Annotated in this window: 19 protein-coding genes; 3 read left to right on the forward strand and 16 right to left on the reverse strand. The window is 71.4% G+C overall.

Annotated elements, in window-relative coordinates; translation table 11 throughout:
* Positions 1-24: 24 nt before the first annotated feature.
* The 10 genes from CC117_RS10385 to CC117_RS10430 form a co-directional block, all read right to left on the reverse strand.
* Positions 25-261, reverse strand: a complete 237-nt coding sequence (locus CC117_RS10385) for a CbtB domain-containing protein (RefSeq protein WP_071083525.1) — start codon at positions 259-261, stop codon at positions 25-27.
* Positions 262-479: 218 nt separating this feature from the next.
* Entirely contained in the window at positions 480-3,590 is a 3,111-nt protein-coding gene (locus CC117_RS10390) for a DEAD/DEAH box helicase (protein WP_071083526.1), read from the reverse strand.
* A 54-nt stretch (positions 3,591-3,644) separates the two neighbouring features.
* The gene (tatC, locus tag CC117_RS10395) at positions 3,645-4,667 is read right to left on the reverse strand and encodes a twin-arginine translocase subunit TatC (protein ID WP_071083625.1); all 1,023 of its coding nucleotides are present in this window, start codon (positions 4,665-4,667) and stop codon (positions 3,645-3,647) included.
* A 295-nt stretch (positions 4,668-4,962) separates the two neighbouring features.
* Entirely contained in the window at positions 4,963-5,259 is a 297-nt protein-coding gene (gene tatA, locus CC117_RS10400; RefSeq protein ID WP_018635720.1) for a Sec-independent protein translocase subunit TatA, read from the reverse strand.
* 354 nt (positions 5,260-5,613) lie between these two features.
* Entirely contained in the window at positions 5,614-5,829 is a 216-nt protein-coding gene (locus CC117_RS10405) for a hypothetical protein (protein ID WP_084131911.1), read from the reverse strand.
* 10 nt (positions 5,830-5,839) lie between these two features.
* The gene (locus tag CC117_RS10410; protein ID WP_071083528.1) at positions 5,840-6,799 is read right to left on the reverse strand and encodes a helix-turn-helix transcriptional regulator; all 960 of its coding nucleotides are present in this window, start codon (positions 6,797-6,799) and stop codon (positions 5,840-5,842) included.
* Positions 6,796-7,896, reverse strand: a complete 1,101-nt coding sequence (locus CC117_RS10415; protein ID WP_241829987.1) for a helix-turn-helix transcriptional regulator — start codon at positions 7,894-7,896, stop codon at positions 6,796-6,798. Before CC117_RS10415 ends, CC117_RS10410 begins: the two co-directional genes overlap by 4 nt.
* 123 nt (positions 7,897-8,019) lie before the next feature.
* Complete coding sequence (locus tag CC117_RS10420; RefSeq protein WP_071083530.1) at positions 8,020-8,682, reverse strand: FKBP-type peptidyl-prolyl cis-trans isomerase; 663 nt, start codon at positions 8,680-8,682, stop codon at positions 8,020-8,022.
* A 255-nt stretch (positions 8,683-8,937) separates the two neighbouring features.
* Positions 8,938-10,296, reverse strand: a complete 1,359-nt coding sequence (gene pafA, locus CC117_RS10425) for a Pup--protein ligase (RefSeq protein ID WP_071083531.1) — start codon at positions 10,294-10,296, stop codon at positions 8,938-8,940.
* 10 nt (positions 10,297-10,306) lie between these two features.
* Entirely contained in the window at positions 10,307-11,398 is a 1,092-nt protein-coding gene (locus tag CC117_RS10430) for a hypothetical protein (RefSeq protein ID WP_071083532.1), read from the reverse strand.
* A 567-nt stretch (positions 11,399-11,965) separates the two neighbouring features.
* Between CC117_RS10430 and CC117_RS10435 the strand changes: the two genes are divergently transcribed.
* On the forward strand, positions 11,966-12,721 hold the full coding sequence (locus tag CC117_RS10435; RefSeq protein ID WP_084131897.1) for a dienelactone hydrolase family protein: 756 nt from the start codon (positions 11,966-11,968) through the stop codon (positions 12,719-12,721).
* 451 nt (positions 12,722-13,172) lie between these two features.
* Positions 13,173-14,420: a ribosome small subunit-dependent GTPase A gene (gene rsgA, locus CC117_RS10440; RefSeq protein WP_071083534.1), complete on the forward strand. Its 1,248-nt coding sequence runs from the start codon at positions 13,173-13,175 to the stop codon at positions 14,418-14,420.
* Positions 14,421-14,531: 111 nt separating this feature from the next.
* Here rsgA and prcA read toward each other — a convergent pair whose 3' ends face one another.
* From prcA to arc, 5 genes are all read right to left on the reverse strand, one after another.
* Complete coding sequence (prcA, locus tag CC117_RS10445) at positions 14,532-15,260, reverse strand: proteasome subunit alpha (RefSeq protein ID WP_071083535.1); 729 nt, start codon at positions 15,258-15,260, stop codon at positions 14,532-14,534.
* A gap of 1 nt (position 15,261) precedes the next feature.
* On the reverse strand, positions 15,262-16,083 hold the full coding sequence (gene prcB / locus CC117_RS10450) for a proteasome subunit beta (RefSeq protein WP_241829988.1): 822 nt from the start codon (positions 16,081-16,083) through the stop codon (positions 15,262-15,264).
* A gap of 358 nt (positions 16,084-16,441) precedes the next feature.
* On the reverse strand, positions 16,442-16,660 hold the full coding sequence (locus CC117_RS10455) for a ubiquitin-like protein Pup (RefSeq protein ID WP_018635708.1): 219 nt from the start codon (positions 16,658-16,660) through the stop codon (positions 16,442-16,444).
* A 219-nt stretch (positions 16,661-16,879) separates the two neighbouring features.
* Positions 16,880-18,397 (reverse strand): depupylase/deamidase Dop, encoded by a 1,518-nt coding sequence (dop, locus tag CC117_RS10460; protein ID WP_407673500.1) that lies wholly within the window; start codon positions 18,395-18,397, stop codon positions 16,880-16,882.
* A 503-nt stretch (positions 18,398-18,900) separates the two neighbouring features.
* Positions 18,901-20,706 (reverse strand): proteasome ATPase, encoded by a 1,806-nt coding sequence (arc, locus tag CC117_RS10465; RefSeq protein WP_071083538.1) that lies wholly within the window; start codon positions 20,704-20,706, stop codon positions 18,901-18,903.
* 120 nt (positions 20,707-20,826) lie between these two features.
* On the opposite strand from arc, the gene CC117_RS38860 reads away from it, so the two are divergent.
* On the forward strand, positions 20,827-21,150 hold the full coding sequence (locus CC117_RS38860) for a ferredoxin (RefSeq protein ID WP_084131899.1): 324 nt from the start codon (positions 20,827-20,829) through the stop codon (positions 21,148-21,150).
* A 119-nt stretch (positions 21,151-21,269) separates the two neighbouring features.
* Here CC117_RS38860 and CC117_RS10475 read toward each other — a convergent pair whose 3' ends face one another.
* Positions 21,270-22,307, reverse strand: a complete 1,038-nt coding sequence (locus CC117_RS10475) for a tRNA (adenine-N1)-methyltransferase (protein WP_084131913.1) — start codon at positions 22,305-22,307, stop codon at positions 21,270-21,272.
* Positions 22,308-22,598 lie beyond the last annotated feature (291 nt).

Here is a 22,598-nt window from a genome sequence, read left to right on the forward strand (position 1 = left end):
ACGATCCGCCGGAAAATCAGTGGATCAGTGGCAGGGGAAACCCAGCAGGTGCCGGCCGTCGTGCACGAACTCGTGGATCCAGGTGCCGCCCACCATGGAGAAAGCACCCGCTTCGGAGCCGACGAAATAGATGCCGAGCAGCATCAGGGCGCCCATCAGCACGGCCCAGGGGGCGATCTCGCGCAACGGGAGCTTCAGCGGGCGGATGGCCCCACCGGCGAGCGGTGCCGGCACGGTGGACGGAGCAGCAGAATCAGACATGCGAGAGACCTCCCAGGGATCACGCGTCCAGCTGGTTCACTCGCGACGAAACGGGTCTGGCTTACCGGCGGACCATCTCGGTTCCCCCGGACACAGTGGCGCGGCCGCGCCGGAATCCCACCGGCTTCCTGTCAACATCACGACTAACGGGAGTCAGGCTACGAGGTGACCCAACTCATCGTCAACAGCGAGTTCTGCCCATCACACCGGCACCCCGCTCACACCGACATCGAGTACGCCACGACACCGCGGCGCACGGCGTCCATCGCCGCCCGTGCCACCCGGCCGACCTCGACGAGCCCCGCGCCACCCGCCGAGCCGCCGGCCCCCCGGTCCSCAGGCCCCTCGGCCCCCTCACCGTCGGGTCCTCCCCCCGCCTCGCCGCGCGCTCGTCCGCTGGCGGTGGCGGCCGCGAAGGCCGGCGCGATCTGGGCTATCTGGTCGAGGAGATCGATGAGCTGGCGCATCCAGCGGACGAAGTCGCCGGCCGTCAGGTCGGCGCCGGCCTCGGTGAGGACCCGCTCCAGCCCGCGACCGGACGCCCAGCCGAAGGCCGCCGGCACGAACCCCAGGTCGGGCGCGCGCAGGAAACCGAGCCGGTGCTCGTCCTCCACCTCGCCGAGGCGGGTGTACACGCCGGCCATGTCTGCGAGCGCGTCGCGCAGCGCCGGCCCGCCGGGAACGGCGGGCGGCGCCACGTCGTCGCCGCGCGGCTCGAACAGCAGCGTCGAGACGGCCGCCGCCAGCTCAGGCGGAGTCAGGCCTGCCCAGACCCCTGTCCGCAGGCACTCGGCGACCTGGAGGTCCTGCTCGGTGTAGATCCGTGCCAGCATCGCGCCGGCCGGGGTCACAGCGTCGCCGTCCGCGCTGAGATAGCGCAGCTCGGCGAGGGTGTCGCGAACGCGGTCAAACGTACGGGCGACGGTGTTCGTCCGCCCCTCGACCTTGCGTTCCAGCCCGGCGGTCTCCCGGCGCAGCCGGTCGATGCGCTCGGCGGAGCGCAGGTGCTCCTCCCGCTGCGGGCAGTCGTGGACGGGGTGGGCCCGCAGCGCGCGGCGCAACCGGGCCAGCTCGGCGTCGTCCGCCGCGAGGGAGCGCATCCGCTCCCGGCGGCCGGGCTCGTCCGGCACCCGGGTGTTGCGCAGCGACGAGGCCAGGTCGCGCCGCGCCTGGGGCGACCTGGGGTTGAACGACTTCGGAATCCGCACCCGGGCAAGCGGCTCCACCGCCACCGGGAAGTCAATCATGGACAGCCGCCGGACCTGCCGGTCGACGGTGAGCACCACCAGCCGCGGGCCGTCCGGCGAACCCGGGTCGACACCGACATCCAGGACCACGACGAGGCCACCGCGGCGGCCGGCCGGCACCCGCACCACGTCGCCGCTGCGCAGCTTCGCCAGCGCCTCCGCCACCTCGGACTGGCGGCGCACCGTCCCCGCGCGGGACAGGTTGTTCTCCCGCTCCCGGATCTGCCGCCGCAGATCGTCGTACTCGAGGACAGCACCCCGGTCGCAGTCGAGCGCCGCCGTCAGCTCATCGACGGCGGTCTGGTTGCGGCGGACCGCCCGGGCGATGCCGACCACGGCCTTGTCTGCCTGGAACTGCGCGAACGACGACTCCAGGACGACCCGCGCACGGTCCGCGCCCAGCCGCCCGACCAGGTTGACCGCCATGTTGTAGGACGGCCGGAACGACGACCGCAGCGGATACGTACGGGTCGAGGCCAGGCCGGCCAGCGCCAGCGGGTCCAGCCCCGGCTGCCACAGCACGACCGCGTGCCCCTCGACGTCGATGCTCCGACGGCCCGCACGCCCCGTCAGCTGGGTGTACTCGCCGGGCGTGATGTTGGCGCGGGTCTGGCCGTTGAACTTCGTCAGGCGTTCCAGCACGACGGTGCGGGCGGGCATGTTGATGCCCAGCGCGAGCGTCTCGGTGGCGAACACCGCCCGGACCAGACCTCGGACGAACAGTTCCTCCACCACCTCCTTGAAGGTGGGGAGCATGCCGGCGTGGTGCGAGGCGATGCCGCGTTCCAACCCGTCCAGCCACTGCCAGTAGCCGAGGATGTCGAGGTCGGCCTGCGGGATCCCCGCCGTCCGGGCCCGCACGTGCGCGTTGATCTCCCGACGCTCGTCGGACGTCGTCAGCCGCAGGCCCGCCTGGACGCAGGACGTCACCGCGGCGTCGCACCCGACCCGGCTGAAGATGAACACGATCGCGGGCAGCAGCCCGGCCCGGTCCAGCCGGACGATCACGTCCGGGCGGCTCGGCGGCCCGAAGCGCCGTCGCCCACCGCCACCGCCGGGCCGCGCCCCCGGCCGCGACGACGACCGGGGCCCACGCCCGCGGTCGTACACCGACTGGGACTCCTCCCGGGCCAGCCGCAGCAGATCGGGATTGACCACGCGGCCGCCGGCCGCCTCCCCGTCGCCGCCCCGCCCCGTCGCACCGCCACCGCCGGCACCGTTCCGAGCACCCGCCCGACGACCGCCGTTCGCCCCGGCCCCGGTCTCGGCGCCGGCGCCCGGCCGGGCAGCGGGCCCGGCACCAGGGTCACCGCCCGCGCCCCGACCGGGAAACGCGCCGGCGGCCGCGGGCCCACCTGGGCGCACGCCCTTGCCGCCACGCGGACCGGCGCGGTCCGGCTCGAGGACGGGCCCCGACGGCCCGAGACCTGACGTGCGGTCGACGAACAGGTCGTGCAGGGTGCGGTCAGCCAGGACGTGCTGGTAGAGCGGCACCGGGCGATGYTCGCTCACGATCACCCGGGTGTGGCCCCGCACGGTGACCAGCCACTCGGCGAACTCCTCGGCGTTGCTGACCGTCGCGGACAGCGAGACCAGCCGGACGTGGTTCGGGAGGTGGATGATCACCTCCTCCCAGACGGCGCCGCGCTGGCGGTCCGCGAGGTAGTGGACCTCGTCCATGACGACATAACCGAGGTCGGCGAGCCGGCTGCTGTCAGCCGCCTCGGAGTACAGCATGTTGCGCAGGACCTCGGTGGTCATGACCACCACCGGTGCGTCCCCGTTGCGTGAGGTGTCGCCGGTCAGCAGACCGATCGAGGCGGCCCCGTAGCGGGCGACGAGGTCGGCGTACTTCTGGTTCGACAGCGCCTTGATCGGCGTGGTGTAGAAGCAGCGGGTACCGGTCGCGAGCGCCAGATGCGCCGCGAACTCACCGACAATCGTCTTGCCGGCACCAGTCGGGGCCGCTACCAGCACGCCTTCGCCGCGGGCGAGGGCCTCGACGGCCTCGGACTGAAAAGGATCAAGCCCGAACGGATACCGGGCCACGAACTCCTCGACGGCGCCGGGCGCGGACGACACATCCCTCACCCTACGCTGCCCTGGCGCGGCGCAAAGGGCAGGTATCCGGCGGGGTCAGGTGATGTCGCCGTGCGCGCTGTCGGACGACGCCGACCCAGCCGTRCCGGCGCCCGCGGCGCTGCCGTGCGCGGCCCCCGAGCCGGCCCTCGCGGGCTCGGCCGCCACCCGCGGCGCCGGCGGTACCTGGTCGGTACCGGTGTCGTCGAGATCAAGCGGGGAGGCCTCGTCATCCGCGAGGTCGGCGTAGGGCGAGGTGTCACCCCGCCTGGCCTTCCGTCGGTCGTTGACCCAGCCGATGACCAGCGCCACCTCGTAGAGCACGATCATGGGCAGGCCGAGGGCGAGCATGGTGAACGGGTCCTGGCTCGGGGTGACGACCGCGGCGAAGACGAACACGAGGAAGATCTCGGCCCGCCGCCAGGACCGCAGCTTCGCGGTCGTGACGAGGCCGGCCAGGTTCAGCATCGTGACCAGCAGCGGGATCTCGAACGACAGCCCGAAGACCAGCAGCATCGCGATGACGTAGCTCAGGTACTTGCTGCCGTCGAGAACGCTGACGAGACCGTCGCCGCCGAAACCGAGCAACAGGTTCAGGCCGGTCTCGAGCGTGAGGTAGGAGAAGAGGCCACCGACGGCGAACAGCACCAGCGAGGCGCAGACGAAACTCAGCGACCAGCGGCGTTCGTGCCGGTGCAGGCCTGGCGTGATGAAGGACCAGAGCTGGTAGAGCCAGATCGGCGCCGAGAACACCGCGCCCGACAGCATGGAGATCTTCAGCCGGATCGTGAAGGCGTCCAGGATGCCGAAGAAGTAGAGCTTGCAGGAACCGTCACCGACGAGGTCACCGCGTTTGTCCGCGGGCAGCGCGCAGTAGGGCTCGATGAGCCACTGGAAGATGTCCGGCTCGACGATGAAACAGACGATCGATGCGACCGCGAAGGCGATGAGTGCCTTGGCCAGCCGGTTGCGCAGTTCACGCAGATGCTCGGTGAGGGGCATCCTGCTGTCCTCGACCGTGCGGGCACGCCGATCGTGTACCGACGAGGCAAGCCTGCTCGGCGTTGGCAACCGTGGCACGGGGTGCGGCTCCTGCTCGATGAGGACGATGGATGCGGACGGCATGCGGACACGGCCGCAGCCAGGTGGTCACCCGCGCGAGAGACCCACAGCACACCGGGCCACGGACGGAACCCGCGGACCGGCGCCGGACGAGCGGACCGTGCGGGCCAGGTCGGTCGATCCAGACCACTGTCAGCGCTACTCGGCCAGCGCTGATCGGCGCGCGGCCGGCGCGGGGAACCCGCCACCGGCGTGCGCGGCAATCAGCGCGGCGAGTCAGCCCGAGCAGATGGCCTGGAGCGCCCCGGCACGGTCAGCGGCGCTCGGCGTCCACCGGCGCAGAGCCGTTGACCGAGGTGCCCGGCGCGGCGGCGGGACGGCCCTCGATCGGCAGCGGGGCGACCGGTGCGGCGGCGGGAGCCGTCGGGGCCGCAGCGGCCGGAGCAGCGCTGGAGGTGGCATCGTCGTCGCGCAGACCCTTGGTCTCGGCCTTGAAGATGCGCAGGGACCGGCCGAAGGAACGGGCCGCGTCCGGCAGCTTCTTCGAGCCGAAGAGCACCAGAATTACCAACGCGATGATAATGATCTCGGTCGTACCCAGGTTAGGCATGGCAGGCGTCCTCCAGTTACCGGTCCGTTCGGGAGACCGTGCGGCTCGATGCTACGTCGGCCAGCCTAGGAGGGTATAGACAGTAGCCGGGTATCCCACAGGTGACGTGTTCGCGAACGGGCCGGGGATGACCCGTGTCACCAGTGCTTCTATGCCCCGTCCCTGCCTGCGGCGCCGCTGCTCGGGACACATTCCGGGCACGGTTTGAAGCTCTCGGCGCTCCTCCTGCCGGGGCTGGGGAGCGATCGCGGAGCGCCAGGCCGGCACGGCGTGGGCGCCGGCACGGCAGAGCCGGGCCGGCACGGCCGATGGCGGTGCGCGGCGGGCCGGGCGATGCACCGCGGCCCGAACCGGTCACCTGGCCTGGCTGGCGAGCCGGGTGGCTACCTCCGCGGACTCGATGCGCCCGGCCAGTTCCCCGGCCCTCGTGGCGAGATCGGCTGCCCGGTCCTTCAGCTCAAGCGCGGCCGTCTTCGTCGCCCGGACCTGCCCCCACAGCCGCAGCGCGCACAGCACCAGCACACCGAGCGAACCGACGATCAGGACGAGGTGAACGAGCAGCAGGGGCACACCGGTCACCTTACGAGCTCTCGGGATAACCGGCGAGCGCGCGGGCCGCCAGATCGTGGACGCTCGCGGCCACCGAGGCCGGCTCCACCCTGCGCACCAGCTGCCCCAGGCCCAGGACCAGGCGGTTCAGCCACGCGAGGTCGGCTACCCGGAGCAGTACGGAGACCCCTCCGTCGGGCAGCTCCCGTACATCCGACACCGGGTAGTAGTCGACGACCCAGCGGGCCCGCGGATCCAGGTCGAGGCGGRCGGGAATGTCGTCCGGCCCCGGCTGGTAGACCCCCTCGGCGGTGTCGCGGGGCGTGGCGTCCGGTGGCGGCTGCGCGGACACGTCCAGCACCGTCACACCGTCCCGGCCGTCGATCCGGTCGAGGCGGAAGAGCCGCACCGCCGCGGCCCGGTGGCACCAGCCCTCCAGGTACCAGTAGCCACCACGGACCAGCACCCGCATCGGGTCGACGTCCCGCTCGGTCATCTCGTCCCGGGCCCACACCAGGTAGCGCAACCGCACCCGCCGCCGTTCCCGGATGGCCCCCTGCAGCACGGCCAGCACCTCGTCGTGAGCGTCGAGTGCGACCCGCACGTGCCGCGCCGACTCGTGGCCGACGGCGTCCTCGACCTTGCGCAGCGCGCGGTCCAGCGCCTCCCGACCGGCCAGGCCCTGGATGTCGGTCAGCGCGCGGGCGGCGACGAGCAGCGCCATGGCCTCGTCCGCGGTCAGCCGCAGCGGGCGGTCGAGGGTCTGCGGGTCGACGACGGTGACCTGGTCACCCGAGTAGCTCACGTCGATCAGGTCGCCGGGCGCACCTCCCGGCAGCCCGCAGACGAACAGCAGGTCGAGGTCAGCGCGCAGCTGCCGGACCGTGATGCCGAACTCGGCGGCGGCTGCCCCCAGCGATACCCCCGGGTGTGCCCGCAGCCAGGGAACCAGCGCCAGCAGCCGGCTGAGACGGTCCACCGACCCGCTCATCGGGGCCCGGACCCGGCCAGCGCGCCACCGTGGCCGGCCCGCGCCGGCTGGCCTGACCTGACAGCGGCGCCGGGCGCAGTCGCGGCGACGGTGGCCCGCAGCCTGCGGACGACCTCCTGGCGCAGGTCGGCCGGCTCCAGCACGGTCACGTCGGGGCCGTAGCCGACGACCCAGCGAGCGAAGCGCTCGAGGTCGGAGAAGTCGACCTCGAGCAGGTCGCCGTCACCGGACCGGCCGGGCGTGGTGGCGGACGCCGTGGTGGTGGGAGCGGCCGACGCGAACCGGCCGGGGTCGGCCACCGGCCGGGCCCACCGTCGCAGCGCGTGCCCACAGCCGCGCCGCACCCACAGCACTGCCGTCACGCGGGCCTCGGCAGGCTCCGTGGCGGAGATCATCGCCCGCAGGTCGACATCCGGCGGGACGGTGAAGGCCCCGGCGGGGCCGACCTCCCGTACCGGACCCGTCACCCGGGACAGCCGGAACACCCGTGGCGCCTCCCGCCGCAGGTCATGGCCCACCAGGTACCAGCGCCCACGCCAGGACAGCACGCCCCAGGGCTGCACGTGCCGTTCGGTGTCCTCGGTCTGCCCGGGGCGGCGGTACGGGAAGCAGACCTCGCGGCCCGCCTGCACCGCGGCAAGCGCGGCCTCGAAGGCCGGCTCGGTCGCGTCGACACGGGGCTCGAACCCGTCGAAGCCCTCCGCACCGGAGGAGACCACGAGGGGATCCGGCCCGCCGAGCGCCACCGGACGCACCGGCGCGCCGGCGGCGGCGAGCTTGCGCAGCGCGCTCGCCGCCGGCGCGGCCAGGGTCTCGGTGGACCACAGCGAGGCCGCCAGTGCCAGCACCGCGAACTCGTCCGGGTCGAGCGCGATCTCTCCGAGGGCGTAGTCGCCCCGGGGGATCCGGTAGCCCTGCTCGTCACTGAACGCGGAATCCGACCCGACCTCGACCGGGATGCCGAGTTCACGCAGGTACTGCTTGTCCCGTTCGAACATCCGACGGAAGGCCTCCTGGGAGTCCTCGGACTCCCCCGGCTCGTAGCCTTCCACCATCTCCCCGATCTGGGACACGGTGAGGAAGCGCGATGTGGCCATGAGGCACATCGTCAGGTTGAGCAGACGCTCCAGCCGTCGGCGGGACACATCGGATCAGGCTAGCCGCACTCGCTGTGAACGCGGTAACCGGCCCTGCCTGCCGCGACACCAGAAAGCGGATATTCAGAGCGATCCGGCAGGGGATTCCGCACCCCCCGCGGCGCCGCCACTCTGACCGCCACTCTGACCACCGCTCTGGCCGCTGCCGCTCTGGCCACCACCGACCTCGAGCAGGTCGACGACGAACACCAGCGAGTCGTCGGCGAGGATCAGCGGCGGCTGTCCGCCCTGCGGGCCGTAACCCAGCTCCGGCGGGATCACGATCAGCCGGCGCCCGCCCTCCTTCATCCCGCTGATGCCCTGGCCGAAGCCGGTGATGGTGTTCAGGAGGGGGAACGAGTCGGGAGCACCCCGGTCCCAGCTGGCGTCGAACTGCTTGCCGGTCTTCCAGATCGTGCCGACGTACTGGATGGTCACGGTGCTGGTGTCGCCCGCCACAGCCCCGTCGCCGGTCACCAGATCCTGGGTGACCAGCGTCGGAGGCGCGAGGCCGTTGCCCGCCGCGGCGATCGGCTTGCGGGTGAGATCGGTGGCGTTCTGCACCGCCGGCGGGGTGCCGACCTGCGAGGCCTGGGCCGCCGCGCTGGGCACGGGCGCGGCGGCGGTGCCGTCGGGAGCGTCCGACGAGGAGCAGGCGGCAAGCGGCACCAGGAGTACGGCGGGCAGAGCCAGGCCGACCAGCCGGCGACGATGACGGGCGGTGACACCACGGGAGATACAGGTCACGGAAACTGAGATCCTCTGGTTGCGCGCGACGCCGTCACGACGGCCGGCGCGGCCGCGACGCCGGCGTCACGCTCTCGACGAGCCAGTGCAGACCGACTGTAGAGGACCACACAGCGGACATCTCCCGGGACACCACCGCACCGTCCGGGACACCGCCGCACTCCCCGGGCACCCGACACCGCCCCGGCGACGCGACGCCCCATCCGTTCGCCAGACGCGGGCGACGTCCCGTCCCGCGCTCCTGCGAGCGGGCCGCTACATGCTCGCGATCAGCTTGTCGACACGGTCGTCGACCGAGCGGAACGGGTCCTTGCACAGAACGGTGCGCTGCGCCTGGTCGTTGAGCTTCAGATGGACCCAGTCCACGGTGAAGTCGCGCCGCTTCTCCTGCGCCCGCTTGATGAACTCCCCGCGCAGCCGCGCCCGGGTGGTCTGCGGCGGCAGTGACTTGGCCTCGAAGATGTCGAGGTCGCGCGACACCCGCTCGACCAGGCCGGCGCGTTCCATCCGGTAGTACAGGCCACGGTCGCGGTGGATGTCGTGGTACTTCAGGTCGAGCTCGGCCACCCGCGGTGACGCCAGCGACAGCCCGTGGCGATGCCGGAACCGGTCGATCAGGACGTACTTGGTGACCCAGTCGATCTCCCGTGCGACCAGCTCCAGGTCCTCGGTCTCGATCGCCAGCAGCGTGCGGCCCCACAGGTCGAGGACCCGCTTCGCCACCGCGTCCCCGCCGCGCCGATCCACGAACTCGACGGCCTTCGTGTAGTACTCGCGCTGGATGTCCAGCGCGCTCACCTCCCGGCCGTTCGCGAGCTTGATGCGACGCTGGCAGGTCATGTCGTGGGAGACCTCGCGGATGGCCCGGATCGGGTTCTCCAGCGACATGTCCCGCAGCACCACGCCAGCTTCGATCATGCGCAGCACGAGGTCGGTCGAGCCCAGCTTGAGCAGCATCGTCGTCTCGCTCATGTTCGAGTCACCGACGATGACGTGCAGACGCCGGAAACGCTCGGCGTCGGCGTGCGGCTCGTCCCGCGTGTTGATGATCGGCCGCGACCGGGTCGTCGCCGACGACACCGACTCCCAGATGTGCTCGGCACGCTGGGAGATGCAGTAGACCGCTCCGCGCGGGGTCTGCAGCACCTTCCCCGCGCCGCACAGGATCTGGCGGCTGACCAGGAACGGCACGAGCACGTCCGCCAGCCGGCTGAACTCGCCGTGCCGGCCCACGAGGTAGTTCTCGTGGCAGCCGTAGCTGTTCCCGGCCGAGTCGGTGTTGTTCTTGAACAGGTGGATGTCGCCTGCGATGCCCTCTTCCCGGAGCCTGCGCTCGGCCTCGACGAGCAGGCCCTCCAGGATGCGCTCGCCCGCCTTGTCGTGCGTCACCAGGTCGGGCACCGAATCGCACTCCGGCGTCGCGTACTCCGGATGGCTCCCGACGTCCAGGTAGAGACGCGCGCCRTTCTTCAGGAAGACGTTGCTGCTACGCCCCCAGGACAYGACACGCCGAAACAGGTACCGAGCCACCTCGTCTGGTGACAGCCGCCGCTGCCCCCGGAACACGCAGGTGACGCCGTACTCGTTTTCCAGGCCGAAAATGCGGCGATCCACGAGACCGACCCTATGCTCGGAAGCCCTCCTCGCGTGGCGAGACGCCAGGGCTGATCCCGAGTCCACCCTCTCGGGGGCGTGCGATCCGCCCGGTATGGGGCGGCGCCCCCGCCTCCGCGACACCGGAATCACCCACGCCCGCGGCCTGCTGAGCGGGTACGGCCACGGCCACCGGGCGGCTGCGGCCCCGGCCGATGATCAGCAGCGTGATCCCGGCGACCGCCCAGATCGCCAGCACCGCGGCGGCGCGGCCGCCACCGGCCCCGTCGAAGTACAGGGTGGACCGCGTCAGGGTCACCCCCGCCCCGGGCGGCAGCAGCTGACCGAGGCCGCCCCACGGCGTCGGCAGCATCTCCGGCGCGGACGACGCCCCGGAGAGCGCCGCGCCCAGCACGGCGACGGCGACCGCGGCCACGAGGCCGCGCGCACCGGCCACGGCACCCAGCCCCAGCACCGGTGCCGTCACCGCCGCGGTCACCACCGCGAGCACGACCATGCACCGCAGAGCGTTGTCGGGCAGCACATCGAGCCCACCGCTCAACGCCACCGTGCCGGCGACACCGCCGGCGACCATGAAGCAGAGCAGACCGACGAGGCGTTCCTGGGTCGACCGCACCCGGCGCGCCAGCAGCACACCGGCCGCCGTGGCGATCAGCACCAGCGGCAGGTAACCCGCCGACACCCCGCCGCCCTGGCGGTCCGCCACCACGTTGGGGACGACGTCGACGACCGGGATGCGCACGTCGGGGTAGGTAATCGCCATGCCACGGACCAGCGCCTCGGCGACGGCGGGGCTGGCCGCGGAGGCCAGCCGCAGGGACAGACCGTCATCGGTGAAGACGAAGGCCGCGTAGGCCTCGCGGTCCTTCAGCGCACGGTCGGCCGCCGCGACGTCCGCGACGACGCCGATGTCCATCGCCCCGGGCGATATCCGCTCGACCTCGGCGGCGAAGGCCCTGGCCGGCTGCTCAGGGCCGGCGACGACCACCGGCAGCCCGCGGGGGCGCACCGAGGTGACMGTCGAGCCGTAGAGGCAGACGACCAGCCCGAGCAGGACCGCCATCCCGGCGACGATGATCCCCGCCTGACGGGCCGCGATCACCTGGTGCGGGATGCGCGATCCTCCGCCCARGCCCGATCCCCCGCCCAGGTCCGACGACCCGTCCGGGGCCGGTGGGGGGCCCGCGGAGGGCCCGCTCCCGACAGCGCCGGAGCCGGCTCTCCCCGCGCCGCCTCCGCCGCCATTCGTTCGCCGGCGTGGCCATCGCCCGCGCTCCGCCGTCAGCATCATCGGCCCTCCCCTACGACTGGCCCCCGATCACGATCCCCATCTGGACGCCACGGAGTGTCGCAACCCGAGCGCACATGGCGACTGCCACGCAGCGTCGCGCAGGTCGGGGCACCACCGCCGGCTGGGGACCCGACGGCGGCGTGTCCGGGTGAGACCCCCCGTCCGGGCCTATCGCCCGCATCGCCCCCGACGGCGTCGGCACCGGGGTGAACAGGACGGCGGACCGGGCCGCTCGTCCTGCTGGAGCGACCCGGACGTGCCAGGAAGGCGACGCCCGGACATGGCCCGGACCGGCCCGGGGAGCTCGGTGACAGGTCGGCACGCGAACATTCGCCCGGATGGTGATGCGCTCCCCGGCGCGGGGGAAGGATGGCCGTCATGACAGCAGAGGCCAACGAAAAGCACGCTCGTCACCTGCGCACCGAGGTGTCGGCCCGGGACCGCACCCCGGCGACGGTGATCGCCCCCGCCGCCGACGACCCGCCCCGCGGCGGCGTCGTGGTCGTCCAGGACGCCCGCGGGATCACTCCCTACCTGCTCTCCGTCAGTGATGCCCTGGCCGACGCGGGCTACCTCGCGATCGCCCCGCACCTGTACCACCGGGACGGCATCGCCGAGGTCGACCCGAGCGACTCCTGGGCCGGCGCCATCCCCCAGATGGGCACCCTGACCGGCGCAGGCATCCACGCCGATGTCGACGACAGCCTCGGCCACCTGGCGGACGCCGGCATCGGCCCGGGGCAGACCGCCGTCATCGGCTTCTGCATGGGCGGGACGGTCGCGCTGGTGACGGCCACCCGCAGAYCGCTGGCCGCAGCAGTGTCGTTCTACGGCGGTTCGGTCAGCTCCGCCACCTGGCCCGGGGTCCCCCCGCTCCTCGACGTCGCACCATCGCTGCAGAGCCCCTGGCTCGGGCTGTACGGCGAGGAGGACACCATGATCTCGCTGGCGGACATCGACCGTCTGCGCTCCGCCGCCGCCCGTTCGGACCAGCTGACCGAGCTCATCAGCTATCCCGGGGCCGGCCACGCCTTCCACAGCCACGACCGGCCCGCCATCTACCGCCCGGGACCCGCGGCCGACGCCTGGAAGCGCACCCTTGCCTTCCTGGACGAGCGCCTGCGCCCATCCTGACCAGCGGCGTACGTGCGAGCCGACCGGTACGCGTGCTGAACGACCGGTGCCGGGCCTGACTCACCAACGGCCGTCGCGGCCGTTCGGCGGCCGTTCGGCGGGCCCGGATGAGCTCGGCCCGGCCCGGAAAACCGGTTGGCCGGGGCGGGACGAGGCGGTAGCGTCCCGCCCCGTCGCACCGGATCAGCCCGCGCCCACGGACCGCAAGGTTCCGGCGGCGGCCCCCGCGGCAGACAGAAACATCGACCAACGTCTGAGACGACATCCAGGAGAGGTGGCCATGGCCACGCGGACTGTGTCTGTTCCCGCTGACTCGTTCCGTCCCATCAGCAGGGCCTCCGCCTGACCTCACTGCCCCGTCACCCGCCCGCCACCACCAGCCAGGTGCGGCCCGCGGCGCGGACTCCACGGGTGGAGAGGTCCCAGGAGGCCCCGAACCAAGGGTCTCCCAGTGTCTTCTCACCGTTCAGAACCGTCTTCTCCCGCATCAACATCGCCGTCCGCGGCACCCGCCCGCCCTGGCGCGCCGGAGATACCTGCGACGCTCGGCCGCCACGGCTGGACCGCGGCCGACGAGGCCGCCTTCGCGCCGCGACGGCAGGCCGGGCTGTCGCCGGCCCGGGTGGTCCGGCGTGACCGGGGCCGTTGCGAACTGATCACCGAGCACGGCCCACGCTTCGCCGAGATCGATCGGGCGATCCCAGCCGACCCGGTCAGTTCCCCCTGCACCGGCGACTGGGTCGCCGTGGGCTCGGCCACCCTCCTGGAAACGGCCACGGCCCTGGGCGCGGCAGTACCCGACGCGGGCATCGGCCCAGCCGGGCCGATGGTCATGGAGGTGCTCCCCCGGCGCAGTGCACTCGTCCGGTCCACCGCGTCGCGCCGCTCCACCGGGCAGGTCCTCGCCGCGAACGTCGACCTCGTGCTGGTCGTGGCCGCACTCACCGAACCGCTACGGCCGGCCCGTCTGGAACGGCTGGTCGCGCTGGCGTGGGAGAGCGGCGCCATACCGCTGATCGTCCTGACCAAGGCCGACCTGGCGCCGGCGGGGCACACCACCGCCGGGCCGGATCCGTTCTGGCACACCGCGCTGGCGTCGCTCGCCCCGGGCGTCGGCGTCCGCACCGTCAGTGCCCAGGACGGCCGCGGCATGGACGAGCTGCGTGACGAGCTGGCCGGTTCGTCACCGGGCGGGCGGACCACCGTGCTCGTCGGACCGTCCGGGGTGGGTAAGTCCACCCTCGCCAACGCCCTGGCCGGAGCCGACCGGCTCGCGGTCGGGGCCGTTCGCGGCAGCGACGGGAAGGGCCGGCACACCACCGTCCGGCGGGAACTCATCCCGCTGCCGTCCGGGGGTGTACTGATCGACACGCCCGGCGTCCGCGGTATCGGGCTGTGGGGGTCCGGTGACGGGGTCGACACGGCGTTCGCCGAGATCGTCGACCTCGCGGCCACCTGCCGGTTCACCGACTGCGAGCATCGCACCGAACCCGGGTGCGCCGTACTGGCCGCAGTCGAGGACGGCACGCTGCCCGAACGGCGGCTGGCAAGCTACCGGAAGCTGCAGCGGGAGAGCCGCTGGATGCGGACCAGGGAGGACGCCCGGCTGGCTGCCGACCAGCGGGCGCAATGGAAGCGTGTCCACAAGGAGCAGCGACAGCTGTATGCCGACCGGGAGCGGCACGGCCGGCACCGGTAGGCGCTGGTAGGCACCCGTAGCGCCCTCCGCCTGGCCGGCAGGCCTGCGAGCAGCAGGCCCAGCAGCCAGGCGGAGAGGCCACAGAACGGCTCCGGCCGCCACCTGGCAGGGTCAGGAGGCGGCGGGCGCCGTCTCCGTGAGCAGGCCGTCGAGCTGGCTGCCGACGATCCGCTTGAACATCCGCCGGGTCCGCGTGCGGTCCAGCATGGCGACCTCGAGATTCGCCGCGGTAAGGGTCCGCTCCCCGTTCGGCGGCGAGCCGGGGGGTGCGCCGGCGGTCAGCGCGTCGACCGCCACCCGCAGGGCGGCCGACAGCGGCTGGCCCTCCACGTGGTGCTCCCGCAGGGAGGTCATCACCTGCTCGGACTGCCCGCCGATGGCGATGAAGCCGCGCTCGTCGGCGATCGAGCCGTCGTAGGTGAGCCGGTAGATCTGGTCCTCGGTCGCGCTGTGGCCGACCTCGGCGACGACGATCTCGACCTCGTACGGCTTGATGCTCTCGGTGAAGATCGCACCGAGCGTCTGCGCGTAGGCGTTGGCCAGCGCACGGCTCGTGACGTCCCTCCGGTCGTACATGTAGCCGCGGGTGTCCATGATCCGGATTCCGGCGGTACGGAGGTTCTCGAACTCGTTGTACTTGCCGACCGCGGCGAACCCGACACGGTCGTACATCTCGCTGATCTTGTGCAGGGTCGTCGACGGGTTCTCGGCGACGAACAGGATGCCGTCGACGTAGGTGAGGACGACCACGCTCCGACCGCGCGCGATGCCCTTGCGCGCGTACTCGGACTTGTCCCGGACCTGCTGTTCGGGGCTTGCGTAGCCGAACGGCATGGTCACGTCAGCCTCCTGAGTTCTGGGCGCGGTCGGCGATGATCGACTCGACCACCGGCGCGACCTCGTCATCGGTGAGGCGACGGTATCCGTCCGCGGTCACCGAGGCGACGATCGGGTACAGCTTGCGGATGAGGTCCGGGCCACCGGTCGCCGAGTCGTCGTCGGCGGCGTCGTAGAGCGCCTCGATACTGATCCGCACCGCGTCATCCGCGGTGTGGTTCGACCGGAAGCGCTTCTTGAGCGAGCCACGGGCGAAGACCGAGCCGGACCCGATCGACTCGTAGGTGCGCTCCTCGGACTTCGCGGCGGCGATGTCGTAGGAGAAGATCCGCCCCTGGCCGGTCTCGGTGTCGAACCCGGCGAACAGCGGAATGACGGCCAGGCCCTGCATCGCCATCGGCAGGTTCCCCTTGACCATGAACGCGAGCCGGTTGGCCTTCGCGTCCAGGCTCAGGGTCGAGCCCTCGATCTTCTCGTAGTGCTCCAGCTCCACCTGGAACAGGCGGATCAGCTCGGCGCCCACCCCGGCCGTGCCGGCGTAGCCCACGCAGGAGAACTCGTCCGCGTGGTGGACCTTCTCGACGTCCCGCTGGGCGATCATGTGACCCTGCGTGGCACGGCGGTCGCCGGCCATGATCACGCCACCGGGGAAGGTCACGGCAACGATGGTGGTGCCGTGCGCAGCGTCGGTCACCGGAGCGGGCAACGAGCCCCGGGCGCCCGGAAGCAGATCCGGCGCCGCGACGGACAGGAAATCGGCGAACGACGACGTTCCCGGTGTCATGAACACAGCCGGAAGACGCCCGACTCCCGTTGGATCAGGCACGCATCCCCCTTCAGATACTCGATCATCGACTGGCAGCGCGGGATGGTCCTGGAGGCCCAAGCCCCATGCTGCGGGTGACGCACAACATGCCACGTGATGCCACGCGCCGGGCCGTCGGTGTGACTGTGGCCCCGCCCCGTCCGGCGCGGGGCCACAGCGAGACCCAGGGCTGCCCCCTTGCAGCACCGGCCAGAGCGGCCGGCAGCCGGGGCGCGCAGGTCAGCCGCGCTGGCACCCACCGCCCGGATCATCCGAGCGGGTGCCACGCGCGCGCCGGCCCGCAGACGCCCCACACGCCCGCCACAGCCGGCCCGGCCAGGCGGTGCCGCCCGGCTCCGGCTGCGGAGGACGCCAGAGCCTACTGGCCGCCCTTCTGGACGTATCCCTTCACGAACTCCTCGGCGTTCTCCTCGAGAACGTCATCGATTTCGTCGAGCAGGGAGTCGACATCCTCCGAGAGCTTCTCGTGCCTTTCCTTCAGGTCCGAGGAGGTCGATTCCTCGACCTCGGCCTCGCTCGTCTCGTCGTCGCGGCGGCCGGTGCGCTGCTGCCCGCCTCCGGTGTCCCTCTGGGCCATGGGAGCCTCCTTCGATCGCCTGGGGCGACACTATCCCGCTCCGCCGACTACTTCCGGTGGACCGGTGCGTGCTCCACTCCATCACGAACCAGGGACGACGTCGCGGCGTCCGCCGAGGGCGCAAAACACGCAGGTCCGCAGTGGCACCGTCCGCCATCCCCGGACGAACCGCCACTCCGGCGTGAACTCCGGGAATGCCACACCGAGGAACCGTCGATGTCAGTTTCCCGACAGGGCGTCCACCAGATCAGAGGCGGTCCGGCATCGGGCGAGCAGCTCGCCCACATGGGCCTTGGTGCCGCGCAGCGGCTCCAGAGTCGGCACCCGCTGCAGCGAGTCCCGGCCGATGTCGAAGATGACCGAATCCCAGGACGCCGCCGCGACCTGCTGCGGGTAAAGCGCCAGACAGCGCCCACGGAAGTAGGCCCTGGTGTCCTCCGGGGGCTCCGTCATCGCCCGGGTGACGTCGTCCTCGTCCAGCAGCCGGTCGAAGCGGCCACGCTCCACCAGGCGGTTGTAGAGGCCCTTCTCCGGCCGCACGTCGTGGTACTGCAGGTCGACGAGCTGCAGCCGGGGCGAGTCCCAGGCGAGCGAGTCCCGGGAGCGGTAACCCTCCAGGATCGACAGCTTCGCCACCCAGTCGAGCTCACGCGAACAGGTCATCGGGTCGACCTCGAGCCGCCCGAGCACCGATTCCCACCGGGAGAGAACATCGGCCGTCTGCGGATCGACATCCGTGCCGAGCCGGTCCTCCACGAACTTGCGGGCCTGCTCGAAATACTCCATCTGTAGCTGGACGGCCGTCATCTTCCGGCCGTCCCGCAGCGTCAGCAGGCGGCGCAGGGACGGGTCATGGGAGATCGCCCGCAGCGTCGCCACCGGGGCGTCCACCGACAGGTCGACCTCCAGCCAACCCTCCTCGATCATCGCGAGCACCAGCGCGGTCGTGCCCACCTTGAGGTAGGTGGCGATCTCGCTCATGTTCGCGTCGCCGATGATCACATGCAGGCGGCGGTACTTCTCCGGGTCGGCGTGGGGCTCGTCCCGCGTGTTGATGATGGGACGCTTGAGGGTGGTCTCGAGGCCCACCTCGACCTCGAAGAAGTCGGAGCGCTGGCTGATCTGGAAGCCGGACTCCCGCCCGTCCTGACCGATTCCGACCCGCCCCGCRCCACAGATCACCTGACGGGACACGAAGAAGGGCGTCAGGTGCCGCACGATCTCACCGAACGGCGTCGACCGGTTCATGAGGTAGTTCTCATGACACCCGTAGGAGACACCCTTGTTGTCGGTGTTGTTCTTGTAGAGGTGGACGGGCATCGTCCCGGGAACGGCGAGCGCCCGGCGGGCCGCCTCGGCCATCACCCGCTCCCCCGCCTTGTCCCAGAGGACGATGTCACGCGGGTTCGTCACCTCCGGAGTCGAGAACTCCGGGTGCGCGTGGTCGACATAGAGGCGTGCGCCGTTCGTCAGGATGACGTTGGCCAGCCCCAGGTCGTCCTCGTTCGCCGGCGCGCTCGGATCGACCGCGGGTTCCCTGGGCAGCTCGAAGCCGCGGGCGTCACGCAGCGGGGACTCCTCCTCGAAGTCCCATCTGGCTCGGCTTCCCCCGGTCGCCGCCCGGTTGGCGTATGAGTTCACCACCAAGGACGAAGCCAGCATCTGGTTTGTATTGGGCTGACCAGGCACGGACACGCCGTACTCGGTCTCAGACCCCATGATCCGGCGCACGCTCACACTGCAAGCGTAGGTGCTGGCGAGCCACAGGGTCGGCCGGACGCCGCCCTTGGTCCCTCCGACCCTGTTGCCGGAAAGCTCCCGGACGGGGCCGAGCGGGTCATCCGAGCCCTGTACCGCTTCGTTCTCAGAGCTTCCGCGCGCCGGGTGACCAGATGGCCGGATCCGGCCATTCCATGATCGTTTCTCTGGCGAGCCTGGGTCAACAGCGTTGATTATCTTGGACATCACTTCGGGCGGGCGCGCCGAACGGCCCCGCCGGGCCTCTGTGGACGGCCGTCGGGGTCAGGCCGGCGCCGCCCGCCGGCCCTGGTCGGCCCGGCCGCCCTGGTCGGCCTGGTCGGAACAGCCGCCGGCTACCAGAACAGCGGGCAGCCGACGACCGACTGCCCGGGTCTGCGGCAGCCGGACAGTGCGCGGAAACGGCGCGGCGGCCGCCTCGCAGGTGCGAGACGGCCGCCACGTGGGTCCGCCGGACGAGGCCGGCAGTGGCCTCGTACCGCCTACAGGTACTGGCCGGTGTTCGCGATCGTGTCGATCGAACGGCCGGCTTCCGTACCCTTCGTCCCGGTGACCAGCGTGCGGATGTAGACGATCCGCTCGCCCTTCTTGCCCGAGATCCGGGCCCAGTCGTCCGGGTTTGTCGTGTTGGGCAGGTCCTCGTTCTCCTTGAACTCATCCAGGCACGCCGACAGGAGATGCTGCATGCGCAGACCCCGGACGCCGCTCTCGATGAGATCCTTGACCGCCATCTTCTTCGCCCGGGCGACGATGTTCTCGATCATGGCTCCGGAGTTGAAGTCCTTGAAGTACAGGACCTCCTTGTCACCGTTGGCGTAGGTGACCTCGAGGAACCGGTTCTCGTCGCTCTCGGCGTACATCCGCTCGACGACCCGCTGGATCATGCCCTGGCAGGTCGCCTCCCGGTTGCCGCCGTGCTCGGCAAGATCGTCGGCGTGCAGCGGCAGTGCAGGCAGGACGTACTTGGCGAAGATGTCCTTGGCCGCCTCGGCGTCCGGACGCTCCACCTTGATCTTCACGTCCAGCCGGCCCGGCCGCAGAATCGCCGGGTCGATCATGTCCTCCCGGTTGGACGCGCCGATCACGATCACGTTCTCGAGCTGCTCGACGCCGTCGATCTCGCTGAGCAGCTGCGGAACGATCGTGTTCTCCACGTCCGAGGAGACACCCGAGCCACGGGTCCGGAAGATCGAGTCCATCTCGTCGAAGAACACGATCACCGGCATCCCCTCGGACGCCTTCTCGCGCGCCCGTTGGAACACCAGCCGGATCTGCCGCTCGGTCTCGCCGACGTACTTGTTGAGCAGCTCCGGGCCCTTGATGTTGAGGAAGAAGGCCCGGCCGGAGCCCTGGCCTGTCTGTGCCTCGACCTTCTTGGCCAGGGAGTTCGCCACCGCCTTGGCGATCAGCGTCTTACCGCAGCCGGGCGGGCCGTAGAGCAGCACACCCTTCGGCGGCTTGAGCTGATGCTCGAGGAAGAGCTCCTTGTAGAGGAACGGCAGCTCGACGGCGTCGCGGATCGACTCGATCTGACCCTTGAGCCCGCCGATCTGCTCGTACCCGATGTCGGGTACCTCCTCCAGGACCAGCTCCTCGACCTCGGACTTCGGGATCCGCTCGAAGGCGAAGCCCGACCGTGTCTCGACCAGGAGCGAGTCGCCTGCCCGGATCGGCCCGTCGAGGAGTGGCTGGGCCAGCATGACGACCCGTTCCTCGTCGGTATGGCCGATCACCAGCGCCCGGTCACCGCTCTCGAGGACCTCCTTGAGCAGGACGATCTCGCCCTGCCGCTCGAACGCGCGGACTTCCACGACGTTGAGCGCCTCGTTGAGCATGACCTCCTGACCAGGCTGCAGGAGCTTGGCCTCGACGTTCGGCGACACCGTCACACGGAGCTTTCTGCCCTGCGTGAACACGTCGACCGTGCCGTCGTCGTACCCATGGAGGAAGATGCCGTACCCGCTCGGCGGTTGCGCGAGCCGGTCGACCTCCTCCTTCAGCGAGATGATCTGGTCACGCGCCTCCCGAAGGGTGGCGACGAGCCTGTCGTTCTGACCGTTGGCAGCCTGTAGCTCCGCCTGGATCTGCGCCAGCCGCTCCTCCAGGACACGCGCCTGTCGGGGCGATTCAGACAGTCTCCGCCGCAGCATGGCCACTTCTTCCTCCAGGAAGGTGACCTGAGTCGTGAGTTCGTGTACTTCCTTCTCGGACGCCGACCGTTGAGAATCGGCGTCGCCAGGACGACCCGTGCTCCCACCGGAGCCAGAGCCCGAACGGGGACCGGACACCGCGCCTCCACCTCCCCCGTGCCGACCGGGACGCACCCAACACTACCTTTGTCAGAGCCGCTGGCAGGCCAGTCGCGCGAGGACGACCCGGCTTTGCCGTAAACAGCGGGTTACGGTGCCATGGTGACAGAAGATCGGAGCCCTGTGGCAACACCAATGAAGCCGGGCGATTCGCCTGGTCTCCGGGTCCGCATCGATCAAGACTCCTGCACTGGTGACGGATTGTGCGTCCAGTATGCACCATCCGTGTTCGAGTTCGACATCGACGGGCTCGCGTACGTGAAGGACACCGGCGGAGAGCTCCAGACCGATCCCGGAACCCACGTGCCGGTGCCCCTCCCCCTGCTGACGGAGGTCCGCGACGCCGCCGAGCAGTGCCCCGGCACCTGCATCTACATCGAGCGCGCGGACGGCACTCTGGAGGYGGGCGGCCCGCAGGAGTAGTGGCCCCCGGGGGCTGGACGAGCACGGTCACCCGGCAGACCTGTCCACCCGCCACGCCAGGCAAACACCGGTCCGCCGCCGGCCGTACCCGGGGCGCGCGCTCGGCCGGGGGCACAGCCCTAGGCGGAGGTGCCGGTCTGCTCCCCGGACTCCTCCCGGTGGTCCTCCTGGCCGGGTCCCTCGACCCGGCTCCCCCGACCGGTGTCCTCCGGCCCGGGGCCGGGCTGCGCGGGGCCTGCCTGGGTGGCACCGGGCTGCTCGCCGACGGCGTCCGGGTAGGAGCCCTTGGCCGGCCGGCGGCGCCGCGGCGGTGCGGTCACCCCGTCGGCGAGCCGGCGAGCCGTCACCAGGAAGCCCGTGTGGCCGACCATCCGATGGCCGGGACGCACCGCCAGTCCTTCGACGTGCCAGTCCCGCATCATCGTCTCCCAGGCCGCCGGCTCGGCGAAGGCGCCGTGCTCCCGCAGCGCCTCGACCGTGCGGGAGAGCTGGGTGGTCGTCGCGACGTAGGCGCACAGCACCCCACCGGGAACGAGCGCCGCGGCGGCCACGACGAGGACGTCCCAGGGGGCGAGCATGTCGAGAATCACCCGGTCCATGCCCCGTTCGGAGGAGTCGGCCAGGTCACCGACGTGCAGGGTGTGTGCCGGGTGCGGGCCGCCGAAGAACGTCTCGATGTTGCGGCGGGCCACCTCGGCGAAGTCGGGCCGGCGTTCGTAGGAGACCAGGGCACCGGCGTCCCCGACGGCGCGCAGCAGCGCGCATGACAGCGCACCCGATCCGGCGCCCGCCTCCAGCACCCGCGCGCCGGGGAAGACGTCCGCGTACATGACGATCTGCGCAGCGTCCTTCGGATAGACCACAGTGGCGCCGCGCGGCATCGACAGGACGAAGTCGGACAGCAACGGCCGCAGCGCGAGGTAGTCGGTGCCGCCGGTGCTGCGGACGACGATGCCTTCGGGACGTCCCAGCAGATCGTCGTGCAGGACGGCGCCGCGGTGCGTGTGGAACTGTCGCCCAGGCTCCAGCACGAGCGTGTGACGGCGTCCCTTGGGGTCGGTCAGCTGCACCCGGTCGCCGACGGCAAAAGCCCCGCGGCGAAGAGCGGCGCCTGTCGGCACCGCCCCCACCGGCTCGACATCCGCCGCCGACTCCACCGGCAACGCCGGCTCGACGGGCTCGACGGGCTCGACGGGCTCGACGGGCTCGACGGGCTCGACGGGCTCAGCCTGTTCCGCAGAAGCGGCGGATACCACGGGCTCAGGAGCCACAGCGTCCGGGCCGGGCCGCGTGGAGACCTCGGGGGGCGCCTGCAGCGCCAGACGATCACTCGCGGCGTGCTCGCTCAGAGCCAGGTCGGCACGGGCGCCGAGCGTGGCTGTCGACGGCCTGGTCGGGTCAGTAATGATCGCGATGTCCTCTCGGCGCGCTGCCGTGACCTCGTCCGC

This window comes from Parafrankia colletiae (genome assembly GCF_001854655.1).
In the GTDB taxonomy this organism is placed as follows: domain Bacteria; phylum Actinomycetota; class Actinomycetes; order Frankiales; family Frankiaceae; genus Parafrankia; species Parafrankia colletiae.

Coding starts and splice junctions, on each gene's coding strand:
- CC117_RS10415 (WP_241829987.1), bottom strand. CDS start 7,896: ATGGCCACATCGCGCTTCCTCACCGTGTCCCAGATCGGGGAGATGGTG.
- tatA (WP_018635720.1), bottom strand. CDS start 5,259: ATGCCTAACCTGGGTACGACCGAGATCATTATCATCGCGTTGGTAATT.
- CC117_RS10455 (WP_018635708.1), bottom strand. CDS start 16,660: ATGGCCCAGAGGGACACCGGAGGCGGGCAGCAGCGCACCGGCCGCCGC.
- CC117_RS10385 (WP_071083525.1), bottom strand. CDS start 261: ATGTCTGATTCTGCTGCTCCGTCCACCGTGCCGGCACCGCTCGCCGGT.